This is a genomic window from Sorangium sp. So ce1014 (assembly GCF_051521505.1).
Lineage (GTDB): Bacteria > Myxococcota_A > Polyangia > Polyangiales > Polyangiaceae > Sorangium.
The window spans coordinates 11,123,776-11,138,848 of record NZ_CP150356.1 but is presented as its reverse complement, the minus strand read 5'-3'; the positions used below and the strand labels follow the sequence as shown (position 1 = coordinate 11,138,848).

At 69.7% G+C, this 15,073-nt stretch carries 11 protein-coding genes; 7 read left to right on the top strand and 4 right to left on the bottom strand.

Annotation, left to right across the window (positions count from 1 at the left end; translation table 11 throughout):
• Positions 1-15 precede the first annotated feature (15 nt).
• Together WME75_RS42230 and WME75_RS42225 are read right to left on the bottom strand one after the other, a co-directional pair.
• Positions 16-486, bottom strand: a complete 471-nt coding sequence (locus WME75_RS42230) for a DoxX family protein (RefSeq protein ID WP_437483032.1) — start codon at positions 484-486, stop codon at positions 16-18.
• A gap of 77 nt (positions 487-563) precedes the next feature.
• Positions 564-782, bottom strand: a complete 219-nt coding sequence (locus tag WME75_RS42225) for a heavy-metal-associated domain-containing protein (RefSeq protein ID WP_437483031.1) — start codon at positions 780-782, stop codon at positions 564-566.
• 129 nt (positions 783-911) lie between these two features.
• Here WME75_RS42225 and WME75_RS42220 point away from each other — a divergent pair, with 129 nt between their 5' ends.
• From WME75_RS42220 to WME75_RS42200, 5 genes are all read left to right on the top strand, one after another.
• Complete coding sequence (locus WME75_RS42220) at positions 912-3,230, top strand: heavy metal translocating P-type ATPase (protein ID WP_437483028.1); 2,319 nt, start codon at positions 912-914, stop codon at positions 3,228-3,230.
• Between the two features lie 342 nt (positions 3,231-3,572).
• The gene (locus WME75_RS42215; RefSeq protein ID WP_437483025.1) at positions 3,573-5,396 is read left to right on the top strand and encodes a CHAT domain-containing protein; all 1,824 of its coding nucleotides are present in this window, start codon (positions 3,573-3,575) and stop codon (positions 5,394-5,396) included.
• Between the two features lie 20 nt (positions 5,397-5,416).
• On the top strand, positions 5,417-8,704 hold the full coding sequence (locus WME75_RS42210; RefSeq protein ID WP_437483022.1) for an nSTAND1 domain-containing NTPase: 3,288 nt from the start codon (positions 5,417-5,419) through the stop codon (positions 8,702-8,704).
• A gap of 77 nt (positions 8,705-8,781) precedes the next feature.
• Complete coding sequence (locus WME75_RS42205; protein ID WP_437483020.1) at positions 8,782-10,536, top strand: metallophosphoesterase family protein; 1,755 nt, start codon at positions 8,782-8,784, stop codon at positions 10,534-10,536.
• A 309-nt stretch (positions 10,537-10,845) separates the two neighbouring features.
• Entirely contained in the window at positions 10,846-12,066 is a 1,221-nt protein-coding gene (locus WME75_RS42200) for a hypothetical protein (RefSeq protein ID WP_437483017.1), read from the top strand.
• 143 nt (positions 12,067-12,209) lie between these two features.
• On the opposite strand, the gene WME75_RS42195 is transcribed toward WME75_RS42200, so the two are convergent.
• Complete coding sequence (locus WME75_RS42195; protein WP_437483015.1) at positions 12,210-12,746, bottom strand: substrate binding domain-containing protein; 537 nt, start codon at positions 12,744-12,746, stop codon at positions 12,210-12,212.
• Between WME75_RS42195 and WME75_RS42190 the strand changes: the two genes are divergently transcribed.
• The gene (locus WME75_RS42190; RefSeq protein ID WP_437483012.1) at positions 12,747-12,983 is read left to right on the top strand and encodes a hypothetical protein; all 237 of its coding nucleotides are present in this window, start codon (positions 12,747-12,749) and stop codon (positions 12,981-12,983) included. It abuts the gene before it with no gap.
• Here the strand turns inward: WME75_RS42190 and WME75_RS42185 are convergent.
• Complete coding sequence (locus WME75_RS42185) at positions 12,959-14,125, bottom strand: hypothetical protein (protein WP_437495033.1); 1,167 nt, start codon at positions 14,123-14,125, stop codon at positions 12,959-12,961. The genes WME75_RS42190 and WME75_RS42185 overlap by 25 nt on opposite strands.
• Positions 14,126-14,353: 228 nt before the next feature.
• Between WME75_RS42185 and WME75_RS42180 the strand changes: the two genes are divergently transcribed.
• Positions 14,354-15,031 (top strand): sigma-70 family RNA polymerase sigma factor, encoded by a 678-nt coding sequence (locus tag WME75_RS42180; protein ID WP_437483009.1) that lies wholly within the window; start codon positions 14,354-14,356, stop codon positions 15,029-15,031.
• Positions 15,032-15,073: the final 42 nt, after the last annotated feature.

The window sequence follows — 15,073 nt, the reverse complement described above, 5'->3', positions numbered from 1 at the left end:
CCACGCGGCCGGCCCCTACCGGGGGCGCCGCCGGGTCTCGGACCGGGCGAGCCGCGCGTCGAGCGAGAGCCCGCCCGCGCCGACGAGCAGCAGGAACAGCGCCCCGAGCAGCATCGCCCAGTCGGTGCGCGACTCGTGTGCCATGGCCCAGAATCCGCGCTTCACGAGGAGGGGAACCTTCGTCGTCGTGATCGCGACAAGCATGGTGACGATCAGCGGCACGGCCGCGAGGCGCGTCGCGAGGCCGAGGAGGACGAGCGATCCGCAGGCGATCTCGACGGCGCCGACGAAGGGGCCGAGGATCTCCGGCGCGGGGAGGCCGATCTTGGCGAAGCGGCCAGCGCCGAGCTCGGCCGGGAAGAGGAACTTCTGGATCCCCTCCGACAGGAAGACGCTGCCCACCGCGAGGCGGATCAGCACAGCCGCTGCAGGGGCTCTCGTCTCGGTGATCCGGCGAAGCACGCTTCGGGGGGGCGCGGTGCTCATGCCGGCATGGTACCCCGGGCGCCGGGGGCTCGGGTCATCCCGAGCGCTCGGGCCACGAGCCCCGGCGATCCGGCCGCTCAGGCGGCGCGGGAGCGCACGTCGTAGCCGGCCCCGCGCACGGCCTCGACAAGCGCGTCCACGCTCGCGCTCGCGGGGTCGTGCTGCACGACGACGGTGCCCTCGCGCAGGCGCACGTCGATCTTGGCGACGCCGTCGAGCTCGCGCAGCGCGGCGTCGATGTGGCGAATGCAGGACGGGCAGCTCATCCCGCCGACCTGGAGGAGCGTCTCTTTCATGATGTCTTCCTTTCGGCGACCCACCGGCCGCTCACCTCCGAAGACGCAGTCGGCCCGGCCTCATTACACCGCGCCTGCGCCGTAATGCGCGGGGCGGCCCTGCGTCTGCCGGTCGACAGCGAGGTGATCATGTCGACCGCATCCGTCTCCGTTCCCGCCCCCCAGGACACCGAGGACGCCGCCGCCGGCCGCGTCGACCTGCCCGTCGAGGGGATGACCTGCGCCGCCTGCGTCCGCCGCGTCGAGCGCGCCCTGCTCGCGACAGGCGGCGTCCGCGACGCGAAGGTCAACCTTGTGACCCGCACGGCCACAATCACGTTCGATCCCGCCGTCGCGCCCGCCGAGGCGCTCGTCGCCGCCATCGAGCGCGCCGGCTACAGCGTCCCGGAGCGCCCCGCCGCGCCGGCCGGCGCCGCCGTCGCGCCGGCCGGCCGGGCGGACGCCGCGGAGGAGAGCCTCGACCGCGAGCGGCGCGCTCTCTGGCGGGACTTCCTTGTCGCGCTCGCCCTGTCGGTCCCGCTGCTCGTCCTCGGCATGTCGCACGGCCGCATCCCGGGCGCGGACAGCGCCGGCGGCCGCCTCCTCCAGCTCGCCCTCGCGACCGCGGTGGTCTTCGGCCCCGGCCGCCGCTTCTTCCGGCTCGCCTGGGCCGCGCTCCGGCACCGGGCGGCCGACATGAACACGCTCGTGGCCCTCGGGACCGGCGCCGCGTGGGTCTACTCGGCGATCGCGGTCGTCGCGCCGCAGCTCTTCCCCCACGCCGGGCACGGCGCTCAGCCGCACGTCTACTTCGAGGCCGCGGGGGCCATCATCACCTTCGTCCTGCTCGGCAAGCTCCTCGAGACGCGCGCCCGCAAGCGGCTCACCGACGCCGTGCGCGGGCTCGTCGCGCTCCAGCCACGGACGGCGCGGCGCCTGCGCGGCGACCTGGAAGAGGAGATCCCGGCCGCCGAGCTCGCGCCCGGCGATCTCGTCCGCGTCCGCCCGGGAGAGCGCATGCCGAGCGACGGCGAGGTCGTCTCCGGCGCCTCCGCGGTCGACGAGTCGATGCTCACCGGCGAGGGCCTCCCGGTCGACAAGGGCGCGGGGGCGCCCGTGGTCGGCGGCACGCTCAACCAGAGCGGGCAGCTCACCGTGCGGATCACGAGGACCGGCGCTGACACCGCGCTCGCCCGCATCGTCGAGGCGGTCGAGCAGGCGCAGGGCTCGAAGGCGCCGATCGCGCGCCTCGCCGACACGGTGAGCGGCGTCTTCGTCCCGGTGGTCCTCGGCATCGCCGCCGTCGCGTTCGTCGCCTGGCTCGTCGCGGATCCGACCGCGGCGGGGCTCGCCGCGGCGGTCGAGCGGTTCGTCGCCGTCCTCGTGATCGCCTGTCCGTGCGCCCTCGGCCTCGCGACGCCCGCGGCCGTGGCCGTGGGCACCGGCCGCGGCGCCGAGCTCGGCGTGCTCGTGAAGGGCGGCACGGCGCTCGAGGCCGCGAGCCGCGTCGATACAGTCCTCGTGGACAAGACGGGCACGCTCACCGCGGGGCGGCCGCAGCTCGCGGCGGTGAAGGCGCTGGCGGGCATCCCGGAGGACGAGCTCCTGCGCCTGGTCGGGTCGGCGGAGCTCGGCAGCGAGCACCCGGTCGCGAAGGCGCTTGTCGAGGGCGCGCGCGCCCGTGGTCTCCCGCTCTCCGCGCCCGAGGGCTTCCGCGCCGACGCCGGCCGCGGCGTTGTCGCCCGCGTCGACGGGCGCGAGGTGCGCATCGGCACGGCCCGGTACCTCGCCGAGCTCGGGATCGACGCCGCGCCGCTCGAGGAGCTCGCCCAGGGCCTCGCCGCGCAGGGGAACACCCCGTCGTTCGTCGCCGTCGACGGCCGGCTCGCCGGCCTCGTCGCGGTCGCCGACCTGCCGACCCCCGAGGCCGCGGAGGCCGTGGCCGCGCTGCGCCGGCTCGGCGTGCGGGTCGCCATGGTGACGGGCGACCGCGAGGCCACGGCGCGCGCGGTGGCGCGGCAGCTCGGGATCGACGAGGTGTTCGCCGAGGTGCGCCCCGAGGACAAGGCGCGCATCGTGCGCGAGGAGCGGGAGCGCGGGCGCATCGTCGCGATGGTCGGCGACGGCATCAACGACGCGCCCGCCCTCGCCGGCGCCCACGTGGGGATCGCGGTCGCGAGCGGCACCGACATCGCGGTCGCCGCGGCCGACGTGGCGCTGCTCCGCGGCGGCATCGCCGCCCTGCCCACCGCGCTCGGGCTCTCGCGCGCGACGCTCCGGACCATCCGCCGGAATCTCTTCTGGGCGTTCGTCTACAACGTGGTCGGCATCCCTATCGCCGCCGGCGCGCTCTACCCGCTGACCGGCTGGCTCCTGTCGCCGGTCCTCGCGAGCGCGGCCATGAGCCTGTCGAGCGTCTCGGTGCTCCTCAGCTCCCTCCGGCTGCGGCGGTTCGGGCACGCGAGCTGAACGCCGCGCTCGACCGCGATGCGGCGGAGCACCCCGCGTCTTCCACGCAGAACCGAAAGGATATCGATTGCTTATGCCGCGCCCACGCATCGGAGGGGGCTGCCTTCGCTCGGCACCTTGCGGGGAAGACGGCGTTCGCGCATCCGACTTCTCGGAGCCGTGAACGCTCACGCCTGTGGTAACTTCAGCGTCTCCATGCCTAGCGGTGACAGGTATACGCTGCTGTTCCGCGTCGAGCCTGCGGACATCGGTCGGCCGAAGGACCGGCGGATCCGCCTGTTTGTCGACGATGAGAAAACGTCGAGGGCCACCGAGGTTGTCTCGTTCGGGTTTGATCCGACGATGCAGTACGCGTTGGATGCCATCTCCGCTGGCACCGCCTCTCAGGCGCAAATCCAGAATGGCGGTAACGCCCTCTGGGAGAGGCTCCGCGCGGGAACGATCGGCGCCGAGCTGGAGCCGCTCCGCGACGAGAACGTTCCGCTCGCGATTCGCCTCGACGTGAGCGGCGCCGACGAGGCGATCCCGTGGGAGGCGATGATCGACGACCGCCGCAAGCGGCCAGCCGCCGCGCACGATCGTGTGCTCGTTCGCCACGCTCGCCACGCCCCCGCGGCGAAAGGGCCTCGCGCGACGCCCCTGTCGGTCCTGATCGTCGTCCCCGGCAGATCGGGGCTCCCGGTCGACGCCGAGATCCCGGCGATCGCCCAGGCGTTCCGCGACCGCGGCGTCGCCATACGAGGGGGCAAATGCGACGTGCTCCGCACTCGTGTCACGACAACCGCGCTGAGTCGGGCGTTCGAAGCGAAGATCGCCGCTGACGGCGCCCCGTACGACATCGTGCATTTCATCGGCCACGGCATCGTCGGCACAGATGGCGTCCCCGCGCTAGAGCTGAACGGCCAAGGCGACGAGATGCATGAGATGCCCCCAGCCGCGCTCACCTCCATGATCGAGGCAGGGCCGCCCGCGTTGATCGTCCTCAACGCGTGTCACTCCGGAGCTGCCGCCGAGACGAAGGGCCTCGTAGGCTTCGGGCAGGAGCTCGTAGCGGCTGGTGTCCGCGCGGTGGTGGCGATGCAGCAGGCCATTCGAAACGATCTCGCGATCGAGTTCGCCGACGCCTTCTACGGCGAGCTTGCGCGCTGCGGCCGAGTCGATCTGGCCACCACGGCGGGGCGCAGGAGGCTCCTGCAGAAGCAGCAGGCGGACACCGCCGGTGCGTTTGCGATCCCGGTGTTGTTCCTGGCCCACCAGGCCGAGACCCTGTTTGTGCCCTCCCAGGCTCAGGAGGTCAGACCGGCCGCGACAACACCCGTGATCGGGCCGCCTCCGCCGCCCCTCGCGATCCCGGAGCAGCTCCTCACTGCGGTGCGCGGCGGCTGGTGCATCCCCGTGCTCGGGCCGGCGCTCGTGACGCCCACACGAGACGGGGGCGCGCTCTCGTGGACTCCGGGTCCACTCGCCCAGCACCTTGCGCAAAAGTGCCAATTCCCCGAGCAGTCGATCCTCCAGGCGATGACAACCCTCGGACACCGCATCGATCACCTGGTTCTTCAGCGCGTCTGCCAGCATTACGAGAAGCTGCGCGCGCGCCCCGCCCTGCTCAGGGAAGTGAAGGCGGTGTTCGAGCAGGAGCAGCGCATCCCGGCGATCCACGAGCGGCTCTCGTCCTGGCCGGTGCCTGGCTTCGTGTGCACGCACTTCGACGGGTTCCTGGAGCGGGCGTTCAAGCGGAGCGTGCGCGCCTACCACGCGGTCAGCTCGCTGGAGGCGCGGGCGCCTTCGGCGAGCGAGAGCGGGCCGCTGCTCGTCCACCTGCGCGGTTCGGCGTCCGAGCCCAACACCCTGCGTCTCACCGAGGCCGATCACGACCGGCTGCTCGACGCGATGAACCGGATGGACCGAGAGACCTCGGCCGTCTTCGGGCTCGTGACCGCGCAAGCCGGCCGCAGCCTGCTCGTGCTCGGCGCCTCGAGCTGGGATCCGTGGCTCAGGCACCTGCTCTGGACCTTGATCCCTCGCGACAGCTACGAGCAAAACACGGTCTTCATCGCACATCACGGGCACACGAAGGCGGATGAGGCCGCGTGGTCTGCGTTCGCGGTGGAGTGGATCAACGCCGCGCCCGAAGACGTTGTGGCCGCGATCACGGAGCAGCTATGAGGCGACGACGGTTGCCGTCCATGACACCTTCCGCTTCAGCACGTGCGCAGCCCTACAAGAGCCTCGACTTCTTTACCGACGCCGATGCCGCGGTCTTCGCCGGCCGCGAGGAGGAGATCGATGACGTCGCGACGCGCATCACCGCGAGCCCCACGCTCGTGCTCTACGGCCCCTCCGGCGTGGGCAAGACCTCGCTGCTCTGTGCGGGCGTCGTCCCGACGCTGGAGAAAGAGCGGCGCTACCGTGCTGTCTACGTGCGCCCCCTCCGCTCGCCGAGGAGCGACGTGTGGACCGCCGCGGGCGCCGAGCCGCGCGAGCCCCTGCGGGCCGGAATACAGCGGCTGATCGAGCGAGAGCGCGCCGAGCGCCCGAGCCTGGGAGACGCCCGCGCAGGCGGCGTGAGCAACGCGACCGCGATAGCCCTTCCGCCCGTGGTACTGGTCATCGACCAGGTTGAAGAGCTCTTCACGCGCTTCGACGCGGCAGAGCGCCTGCCCCTCTGGGACGGCCTTGTGGAGGCCATCGACGACGAGGCTCTCCCCCTGCGGCTCGTGCTCGCCCTGCGCGAGGACTACCTCCACAAACTCGACAACGCGCACCCCCGGCTCTCGACGTTACTCGACTACCGCTTCCGCCTCCGCGGCCTCTCGCCGTTCGGGGCGCGCACCGCCATCGTCCGGCCGCTCGTTCGGGACAAAATCCGCTACGCGCCCGAGCTCGTCGACCGCTGCGCCGCCGATCTCACCGAGGTGCCCGAGGGCTACCTCGAGGAGGACGGGGTCGTCGATCCGCTGCTCTTGCAGATCGTGTGCAGCGACGTCTACCGCCGCGCCGAGCTGAGGCAGCCCGACGCGCCGTCGCTCACGCTCGATGACTACCAGGCTACGGGCGGCGCTGAGGGTGTCTTCCGCCTGCTCTTGAGCGAGCTCTTTTCCGGGTTGGAGAGCGAAGAGCAGCTCGTCTTATCCCTCGTGCTCCACGAGATGACGACGGCCCTCGCGACGAAGCGCCCGGCGACCGTGCCCGGCCTTCTCTCCTCGGGCCTCATGGCGTCCAGCGACGAAGTCCAGGCGCTGCTCGACAGGCTCGTCGCGAAGAAGCTGGTGCGCAGATACGAGACAGCCGGTGAGCCCTGGTATGAGCTCGTTCACGATCGGCTCGCCCGCGCGCTTCCCGCGTGGCTCGGCCGAGATCCCCGTTTCTTGCGCATCCGCTTCATGCGTGAGGTCGTGCGGCAGCTCAGCAGGGGCCTGTCGGAAGGCGTCGCGAGAGCGACCCTGCTGAGCAAAGAGCAGCTCATCGGCCTAGTCGATCCGTTCCGCAGCCGCCTCCGCTTCAACGCTGACGAGCTGCTGATGCTCTTCCGCAGCGCGGTCGCGACCGAGCACGAGGTCTCATTCTGGTCGAGCGCCTACGAGGACTTCACCAAGCAGAACGCGGCGGAAATCAAGCAGAACGCGGCGGAAATCCTTCTGGAGATGATGTCGGCCCCGGAGACCGAGCGCGCGACGCTCTCCGCTGTGGGCGCGCTTCAGATGAGCGAGCCTCGGATTCGCGCGAAATGCCTCGAGCGCGCGCTCTACGCAAAGGACGTGGCCGCGCGGGAGACGGCCACGGCGGCCCTCGTGAAGGTGGCGGGCGACGAAGAGATCTCGTCCCTGCAAAGGGCGCTCTCCAACGAAAAGGAGCGCCCGGAGGCCCTTCGGGTGCTCGCGGCGCTCCTCGATGTGCCGTCGGCTCGGGTGAAGATCTCGGCGAGTGACCGGAAAGAGGCGCAGCGCCGCGACCAGCGCGAGCGCATCAAGCAAGCCAAGGTGGCCATCAGTCTCGCGGGGATCGAAGGTATGTGGGAGGGCGCACGCATGGCCATATGGGTGGCGAGCATGATCGCCATTCCAGGTCTCGTGCTCGTTCTGTCCTGGCTCAGTGGCGACGAAATGGACGAGTTCATTCTCGTGTTCGGTATCTTCACGATCGTTCTATCGGCCTTGCTGGGCGCGCTCTGGGGACGCACGGTGGCCAGCGCGCTCGCGCGCAGACGCGCGGCGCGCCGCCCGATATCATGGCTCGCGACGCTACGCGGCCCGATCGAGGCTGCGGTCTTCCTGGGGACTTTCATCGTAATTCCCGCAGGAACCAGCGCGATCTTGCTCTCCGATGACGCTGGGTTGCTTGCGGGTATTTTCTTGGCGCTCGGCGCAGCGTGCCTCTGCGTCACTGCCATCTCCGTCCGTATATTGGAATACGTTTTTGCGGGCACGGGCTGGCGCGCTCTGCATACTCGTCTCTGGATCATCGCAGGCTCAGCGCCCGTCCCCATGATGCTGTGGATCGTGGCCGGTGCCACGCTTCTGACAAGGAGATCTGACGACGGGTGGTTGGTGCTTGTTTATATGGCGTTTACGTGGGTCAGCTGCGCGTCGGCCGCGATCAGCGGCGCGCTCGCGCGCGTCGGGCATGCCGGTCTCGGGGACACAGCTCGACCCTCTTCACAGCGCGCGCGGCGCCTCGCGCTCCTCGGCCCCACCCTCGCGGCCGTCGCGCTCCTCGTCGTTATTCTTCGCGAGTATCCGCTCAAGTGGTGGGCCGATGTCGTAGATATTGACGCACCAGACGCGGCCGTTTCTAAATCCTTCGATCGCGACTGGAGGAGCGGGAAGTGGCTGAACGTTCGAACGAGCGGCCCCCAGCTGATCGAGCTCCGCGGAGGAGACGACAGGCAGTTTGCGATGCTCCTCTCCTGGGGCGGGACCCGCCCGTTCTGGATCAAACGGGCTCACTTCCCCGTCACGTTCGGGGCGTTCAGGGAGGTGAAAGGCAATCATGGAGAGATCGTCGACCCGGAGAGTGATGTCATCGACCCGAAACCGAATCACTTCGCGATCGTCAAGCTCGCTAAATCGAAGGAATCTAGTGCGTGGAATGCCGATCTCAAGCTTCACTTCCCCACTGAACCGGTTCTGGTTTGGCAAGCCGGATGCCGACTGAGTCTCCCCTCTGACAAATGGGAATGCTATAACGGGGGCCCGAAAGTGGATGCGAATTGTGCCGTGGATTACACGGCGATGCGCTTTGCGGAGGCGGTTGCGGTCCCCGATGGCCCCTCCGGGGGGTCAGCGTTCGGAACCTTCAAGCTCACCTGCGACGATGACGACTCGGGCGCGACCGGCGCACAAGCCGTAATTGCGTTCATGGATCCCGAGCGGACAGACGTCTATCGTTCGCAAAATCGATGGGACCCGCCCAATTTTGAGATGTCACCCCCACCGAGCTCCTCACCCTCTGATGTCCCTGCGCCGAGGCCCTGATGCCAGCCCGCCACCGCCCCCTCCCCGAGACGCTCCGCCATTACGCCGATCCCGCGATCAATGACGACGCCCAGACGATGAGCATCGATGCAACCATTGATTGCATCCATTACCCCACCCTTGGCTGCCCGGCGCTCCTGACCCCCGCGTCGCCGCTCACCGTGTGGCTCAGCCTCCCCGAAGGGGACGATCCTTCCAGCGTGAAGGTCGCTCTCGTCGATCGCCACGGGAGCACCCCCGAGCAGCCGCTCACGCCGGCCTCGGCGCCCGTCGCCCTCGGGCTCGGCCCCGCGTCGCCGAAGCGCAAGAGGCGCACGCTCTGGCAGATCGATCTCGACCTCTCGTCCGTCCGGCCCGCTCTCTACGATCTCGCCGTCCGCTCCACCGCCTCCGAGACGCAGCCGAACGCCGTCACCGCCTCCGAGACGCAGCCGAATGCCGTCCGCGTCTACGCCGAGATCACGGGCGACGAGAAGGTCGTCTTCTGCGGCGACAGCCAGTACCACGTCGATAACGCTGCGTGCCTGGAGCGCTTCATCACCGCCATCAACGCCCGCGACGACATCGCCTGGGTCGCGCTCATCGGCGACGGCTGCGATAACGGCGTGAAGAGCAAGCTCAACATGCTCAAGCTCGTCGTGAGAGCCCGCCCCGGCCCGGTGCATTCCTATTATATCGCGGAGTTCGGCGACCTCGCGAAGAGGCTCCTCCCGCGGCTGAACAAGCCCCTCGTGCTCGTACCTGGGAACCACGACGGAATGGCCGCATACGCCAGCTACGCGGAAGGCACGCCGAGCGAGGCCTACCTCGAGCCCGACCCGGCCAATGAGGTCGCCTACGACGGGATCCACCACTTCCGGCGCACGATCGGGCCACTATACTTCGCGTTTGACTGGGGCAAGACGCGCTACATTTGCATGAACAGCTTCGAGCTCACGCGCGCCGAGCGCCTGGGCTATCACGCGGTCGTGGCTAACTGGGGCGGGTTCGTCCGCGCCGAGCAGCGAGGCTGGCTCGAGGACGAGCTGGAAGACGCGTCGGCCGCCCACAGGCACGCGGTCGTGTTCATGCACCACGATCCCCGCGGTGGGAGCGAGGGCGCGGCGCTCGGCTATTACAGCGACGTTCGCCCGTACAGGTACGACAACCTCGTCGATATCGCGATCGCCTATGCGCGCTACGTGGGCAGCAATGCGTCGACCTGGCAGCAAGAGTGGATGAAGCGCCCCAACGACCCGGGCCACCTCGAGGAGACCCGGAAGCTCCTCTCCGTCCTCCTCGACCACCAAGTCCATTGCCTCATCATGGGCCACGATAACGAGAACTGGGTCGAGAGCTACGGGAAAGGTGCCGATATCTTCTCCGAGATCCGGGCTCTACAGACGTATTCATCCAGCGTCCCGCCAGGGCAGCCCGTCCCGCCGCCCTCCGAGGTGAAGACGGCAAAACAGCTCCTCAAGGCGCGCCAGGTGGACACCCTCGTCAATGTCATCGAGAGCAGCGCCGACGCTCGCGGGCTCGACGGCGCCGAGCGCACGGCGCACGCCGAGGCCGTGCTCGAAGCCGCCTTCGAGGAGCTGACGGCGGAGGGAGCGTTCGATCCCGAGGACAGCTTCGCTCCTGTGGAGATCAATCGCTGGAAGCTCCGGGCGAAGGCGCCAATTCACTTCATCCACGTGGATGATGTCGGCGCGTACAAGCACAGCCGAGAGTCCCACTTTGCTGTGTACGGGTACGTCGTCGCGCAGCTCCACGAGGGAAGGCCCATCGGTCTCCAGCGGTACAACGTCCTTGGTGAAGCAAACGATCCCGTCTCGCTGCTTGTCGTTTGACGCACGGGCACCAGCGCTCCGCCCCGCCGGAGCTCCGAGGAGATGCCAGTGACGACCCTGGATTTTACGAGCTTCCGGCCCGGCGTTGGGCCGGTCGAGATCACGATCGACGACGATGACGCGGCGGAGAAGCTACTCGCTGCGAGCCAGCGCGGGCGCACCCGCGGGGGCAGAGGCGAGGCAGCTTCGTCGAGCGTCTTCGAGCTCCCCGCCGCGCTCACAGAGCTCCGGCGGCGGGTCGGTGTCGTTGATAAAGCGGAGCTCACTCGCATGCTCGAGCCGGGGAGGGTCTTTCGCGCCCCTGTCCCGGTGAAGGATCCCTTCGAGCCCGCGATTGGCCGGTGGGCGGCTGTGGTGCTGCGCGAGGACGAAGCGCAGGCGAAGGACTCGCTCGCGCCGCTCCTCCGGCTGCGGCAGCAGGAAGGAATCGCATTCGAGGCGTCCGGCCAGGCTCCCGGTGACCGACCGGCTGGCCTCGTCGCGATCGAGCGACCGCCCGCGAGCACGCCAGCGCTCTGGGAAGAGGCGTTGCGCGAGGTGACCGGAAGGCCGCCGCACCACCTGCTCCTCGTGGGCGGACCCGACCGCTTCCCCTTCGAGGTCGTCCGCAAGTGGAGCTCGGAGAGGATCGTCGGCCTGCTCGACGCTGCGGACGATCCCCTCGGCGCGCTCTCGTGGCGGGCGGTCCGGCGCTACGCGGAAAAGGTGACGCGGTATGCGACCGGTCAATCGCGGGTTGACCGCAAGGCCCTTGTGTACGCGTTCAAGAAAGATAAGGCCACTCGCCGCAGCTTCGACCAGCTCGCGACCCCATTTCTCGACTACGTCAAGACCGGAATCCAGCGGCTCGTCCCTTCGGTGCAAGCGCCGCTTTCGTTGCTTGGCGGCGACGCGACCACGGGACGGCTCTGCGAGGCACTGCGCGACGGGCGCCCCGCGCTGGTGCTCACCTGCTCTCATGGGATTGAATACCCCCCCGAACCACGCCTCTGGGGCGCGCTCACCGATGTCGAATACTCCGCGACCGATGGCCTGCCGCTCTCGGTCGATCGGGTGAAGCACGGCGTGCCATTCGCGCCTGGCGCGGTCTTCTTCGCGTTTGCGTGCTTCAGCGCCGGGATCCCCGAGGAAAGCGCCATCGTCCAGCTCATCGCCAGGCGCGATGGCCCGCCCGAGGTGCCACGGCTCGCCCCCTTGCCGCGCCTCTTGCTCGGTCACGACGAGGGGCCGCTGGCGTTCGTCGGGCATCTGGACCGGGCCACGGTTGGTTCGTTCGCCGGTTTCGACGGGCCTCGGGCATTCGAGGACTTTGCCGACTGGACGCTGGGCGGGTTCGGAACGGTGGGACAGGCCATGTCCACCTTCTGGTCTCAGGCGAGCGCCGCCAGCGCCGACCTGCTCGAGGCCCTGGACGCGCGTCATCCGAGCACTCCTCAGCAGATCGTCAATGCCTGGATTCGCCACCACGACGCGACGGGCTGGCTGCTGCTCGGAGACCCTTGCGTGCGCCTCGCATCAACCGCGCCGTAGATCGCGTCCCAGAAGGCGGTGTTACCGAGCTCGAGGGGTGGTGATCAGACTCGAGGAGGAAGGCGCGAAGGCGGAAAGAACGATCATCTTCCGGCCTTCCCGCCTTCCTGTGAGCTCTTTCCGGGCCAACGTGACCACGACCCTCAGGGGAGCGCGGGCTCGAGCAGCGTGGAGGCGAAGTCCAGGAACACCCGCACCCTGGGGATGGCGTGCCGCGGGCTCTGGTAGAGCGCGTGGATCGGGCGCTCGTCGACGGCGAACTCGTCGAGCACGGTGACCAGCGCGCCCGACGCGAGCTCGGGCGCGATTATGAAGTCGAAGACCCAGGCGAGCCCGGCGCCGGCCACGGCGAGCGCCTTCAGCGCGTCGCCGTCGTTGACGGCGAGCGCCTTCAGCGCGTCGCCGTCGTTGACGCTGAGAGAGCCGGTCGGCTCGAACCGGAGCGCCCCGCTCTCTGCGCGGAAGCGCCATGGCACGACACGGCTCTCGCGGACGAACCCGAGGCAGCGGTGCTGCTGGAGGTCCTCCGGCGTCGCCGGCGCCCCGCTCCGGCGCAGGTACTCCGGCGAGGCGCACACGAGCATTCGCGTGACGCCGAGCCTCCGCGCCACGACGCCGGAGTCCTGCTGGCGCTCGTCCCGATCGCCTGGATCGGCGTGTACGAGGGCTTCTAGAACCACGTGATCAAGGATGTGCTGTACTTCCTGGCCCCTGGGTCGCCGGTGCTTGTGCGCATGTTCCCGCCGCCCATGTACGAGGTGCCGGACAACGCGCTCTTCGAGATCACGGGTGTCCTCCAGGTCCTCCCTGCGTGGATCGCCGCCGCGGCGCTCGCGCGGCGCGTGCTCGGCCGGCGGCCGGCGCCGCCGGGCGTCGTCGATGGGTCGGTCGATTACAGGACGGGATCGATGCGGTAAACGCGGCTCGACAGCAGATCGGTGAAGTAGATCTTGCCGTCCGGCCCGAAGGTGAACCCGGCGAGCGACCCGGCTGGCAGCCCTGTATCCAGGGTGCGTACCAGCTGCCCTGTCAGGTCGAAGGCGTAGAACCGGCTCGTGGCGTGATCGGTGGCGAAGACGAGGCCCTCGTGGACCTCGATCCCGCTCGGCACCTCGAGCGTCCCCGGGGGGACGAGCTCGACAAGCGTGGCCCCATCGACGTGCCTGCGCGCCTCGACCGGCTCCTGCCCGTCGAAGTCCGCTCCGCGCGTGCCGCTCGCTGTATCCAGCTTCAGCAGCCGCCGGTGACCGGTGTCGGCGACGTAGAGGTGCCGGTCCTCGGCGTTGTAGACGATGTGGCTCGGCGCCTCGTCGATCCCGAGCACCTCGCCGGCGGCATAGCGGTAGATCTCGCCGTCGGCGTGGTCGTCGTTCCCGGGGCCGTGATCGCGGGCGAAGTTGTACCGGTCGAGCGCGAGGTCGTGGTTGTTGAAGACCCAGTAGACGTTGAACGCCTCGTGCGCGATGCCCTTGCAGAAGGGGCTGGAGTGGAGCATGTCGAGGTGCGAGCCGAGGCCGTGGGGCGTCGTTTCCGCGAAGATCGTGAGGTCCGACGAGAAGAGCGACGGACCCATGAAGTCATTGCCGCCGTTGTCGTTGTCGCCGCAGACCCCGAACGTGCCTGCGTCGCCAAAGGCGATCGCCGGCGGGCGGTCCATGAAGTGCGTTGCGGCGGGGTCACGGAGGCGGATCGACGTGCTGTCCGGCGCGCCGGGCCTCGTGATGATGATCACGCTGTCGTCCTTGCGGTTGACGACCCAGAGCTCTTCGGGCCGCTCGGGGTTGAAGTCGAGGTCGGTCGGCTCACGCGGCCTGTCCGGCTCGTGGACGGGCACGAGCGCGACCGACGACGGACTGCCGTCCTTCACGCCGATCGGGGATCCAGGCGGGAGGGCGACGCACTCGCCGCGCACCTGGTCGCACAGGGGTGTTTCTGGCGCAGGGGCGCAATCCGGTGAGGCCTGGCAGGCCAGCGCGGACGTCGGCGCGACGTCCGGGTCTGCCCCGGAGCAGGCCGACACAAGTCCCACGCTGGACAGGACGAGCACCCTCTGAAGCATCACGTCGACCTCCAAGTTCCTGGTGAGGAGGACATTGTGACCCGGCCGGTCACGCCGGCCATCCCTTTGTGACGCGGCTCCCGGGGCGCTCGCGTCGCGGCGCGGCGCGGCGCGGCGCGGTGGCGGGGTGGCGGGGTGGCGGGGTGGCGCGGAAGGCGTGGTGGCGGCGGGCGAGGTGGCGGTGTGGCGGGTGGCGAAAGGCGGGCCTCGAGGATAGCCTGGTGCGTCATGAGCGAGCCCGAGCGAACCTTGGAAGGCGCCGAGCGTGCGACGGAAGGCGCCGAGGCTGCGGGTTCGGCAGCGGTCGTCGCGACCCTTGTCGAGAGCCACCGGGAGTTCCTGCGTTTCCTGGAGCGCAAGGTCGGCGACCGGGCGGTCGCCGAGGACATCCTGCAGGACGCGTTCGTGCGGGGCATCGGCCGCATTGACAGCCTGCGCAATGACGAGTCCGCCACGGCGTGGTTCTATCGGACGCTGCGGAACGCCGTGGTGGACTATTTCCGGCGAAAGGGGGCGTCGGAGCGAGCGATGGCCGCGCTGGCCGCCGAGCTCGACGAGGTGGCCGAACCCCAGGTGGAGCATCGCACCGTGTGCCAGTGCGTCCGGACGCTGGCCACGACGCTGAAGCCCGAGTACGCCGCCGCGCTCCAGCGCGTGGAGGTCGACGGGCTGTCGGTCCAGGCCTTCGCCGAGGAGGCGTCGATCACCGCGAACAACGCGGCGGTGCGCCTCTTCCGCGCCCGCGAGGCCCTCCGCAAGCAGGTGGCCGCGTCGTGCGGGACCTGCGCCGAGCACGGCTGCCTCGACTGCTCGTGCGGCCCGGTACCGCCGGCACCGGCGAAGGGCGAGCCGGCGCCGAAGCGAGGCTGCGGCCACGGGGAGGGGAGCCGCGGTCCGGCCGGGTGACGCGGCGGATCAGCGCGGCGCGGGCGAGGTCAACGGGTTCTC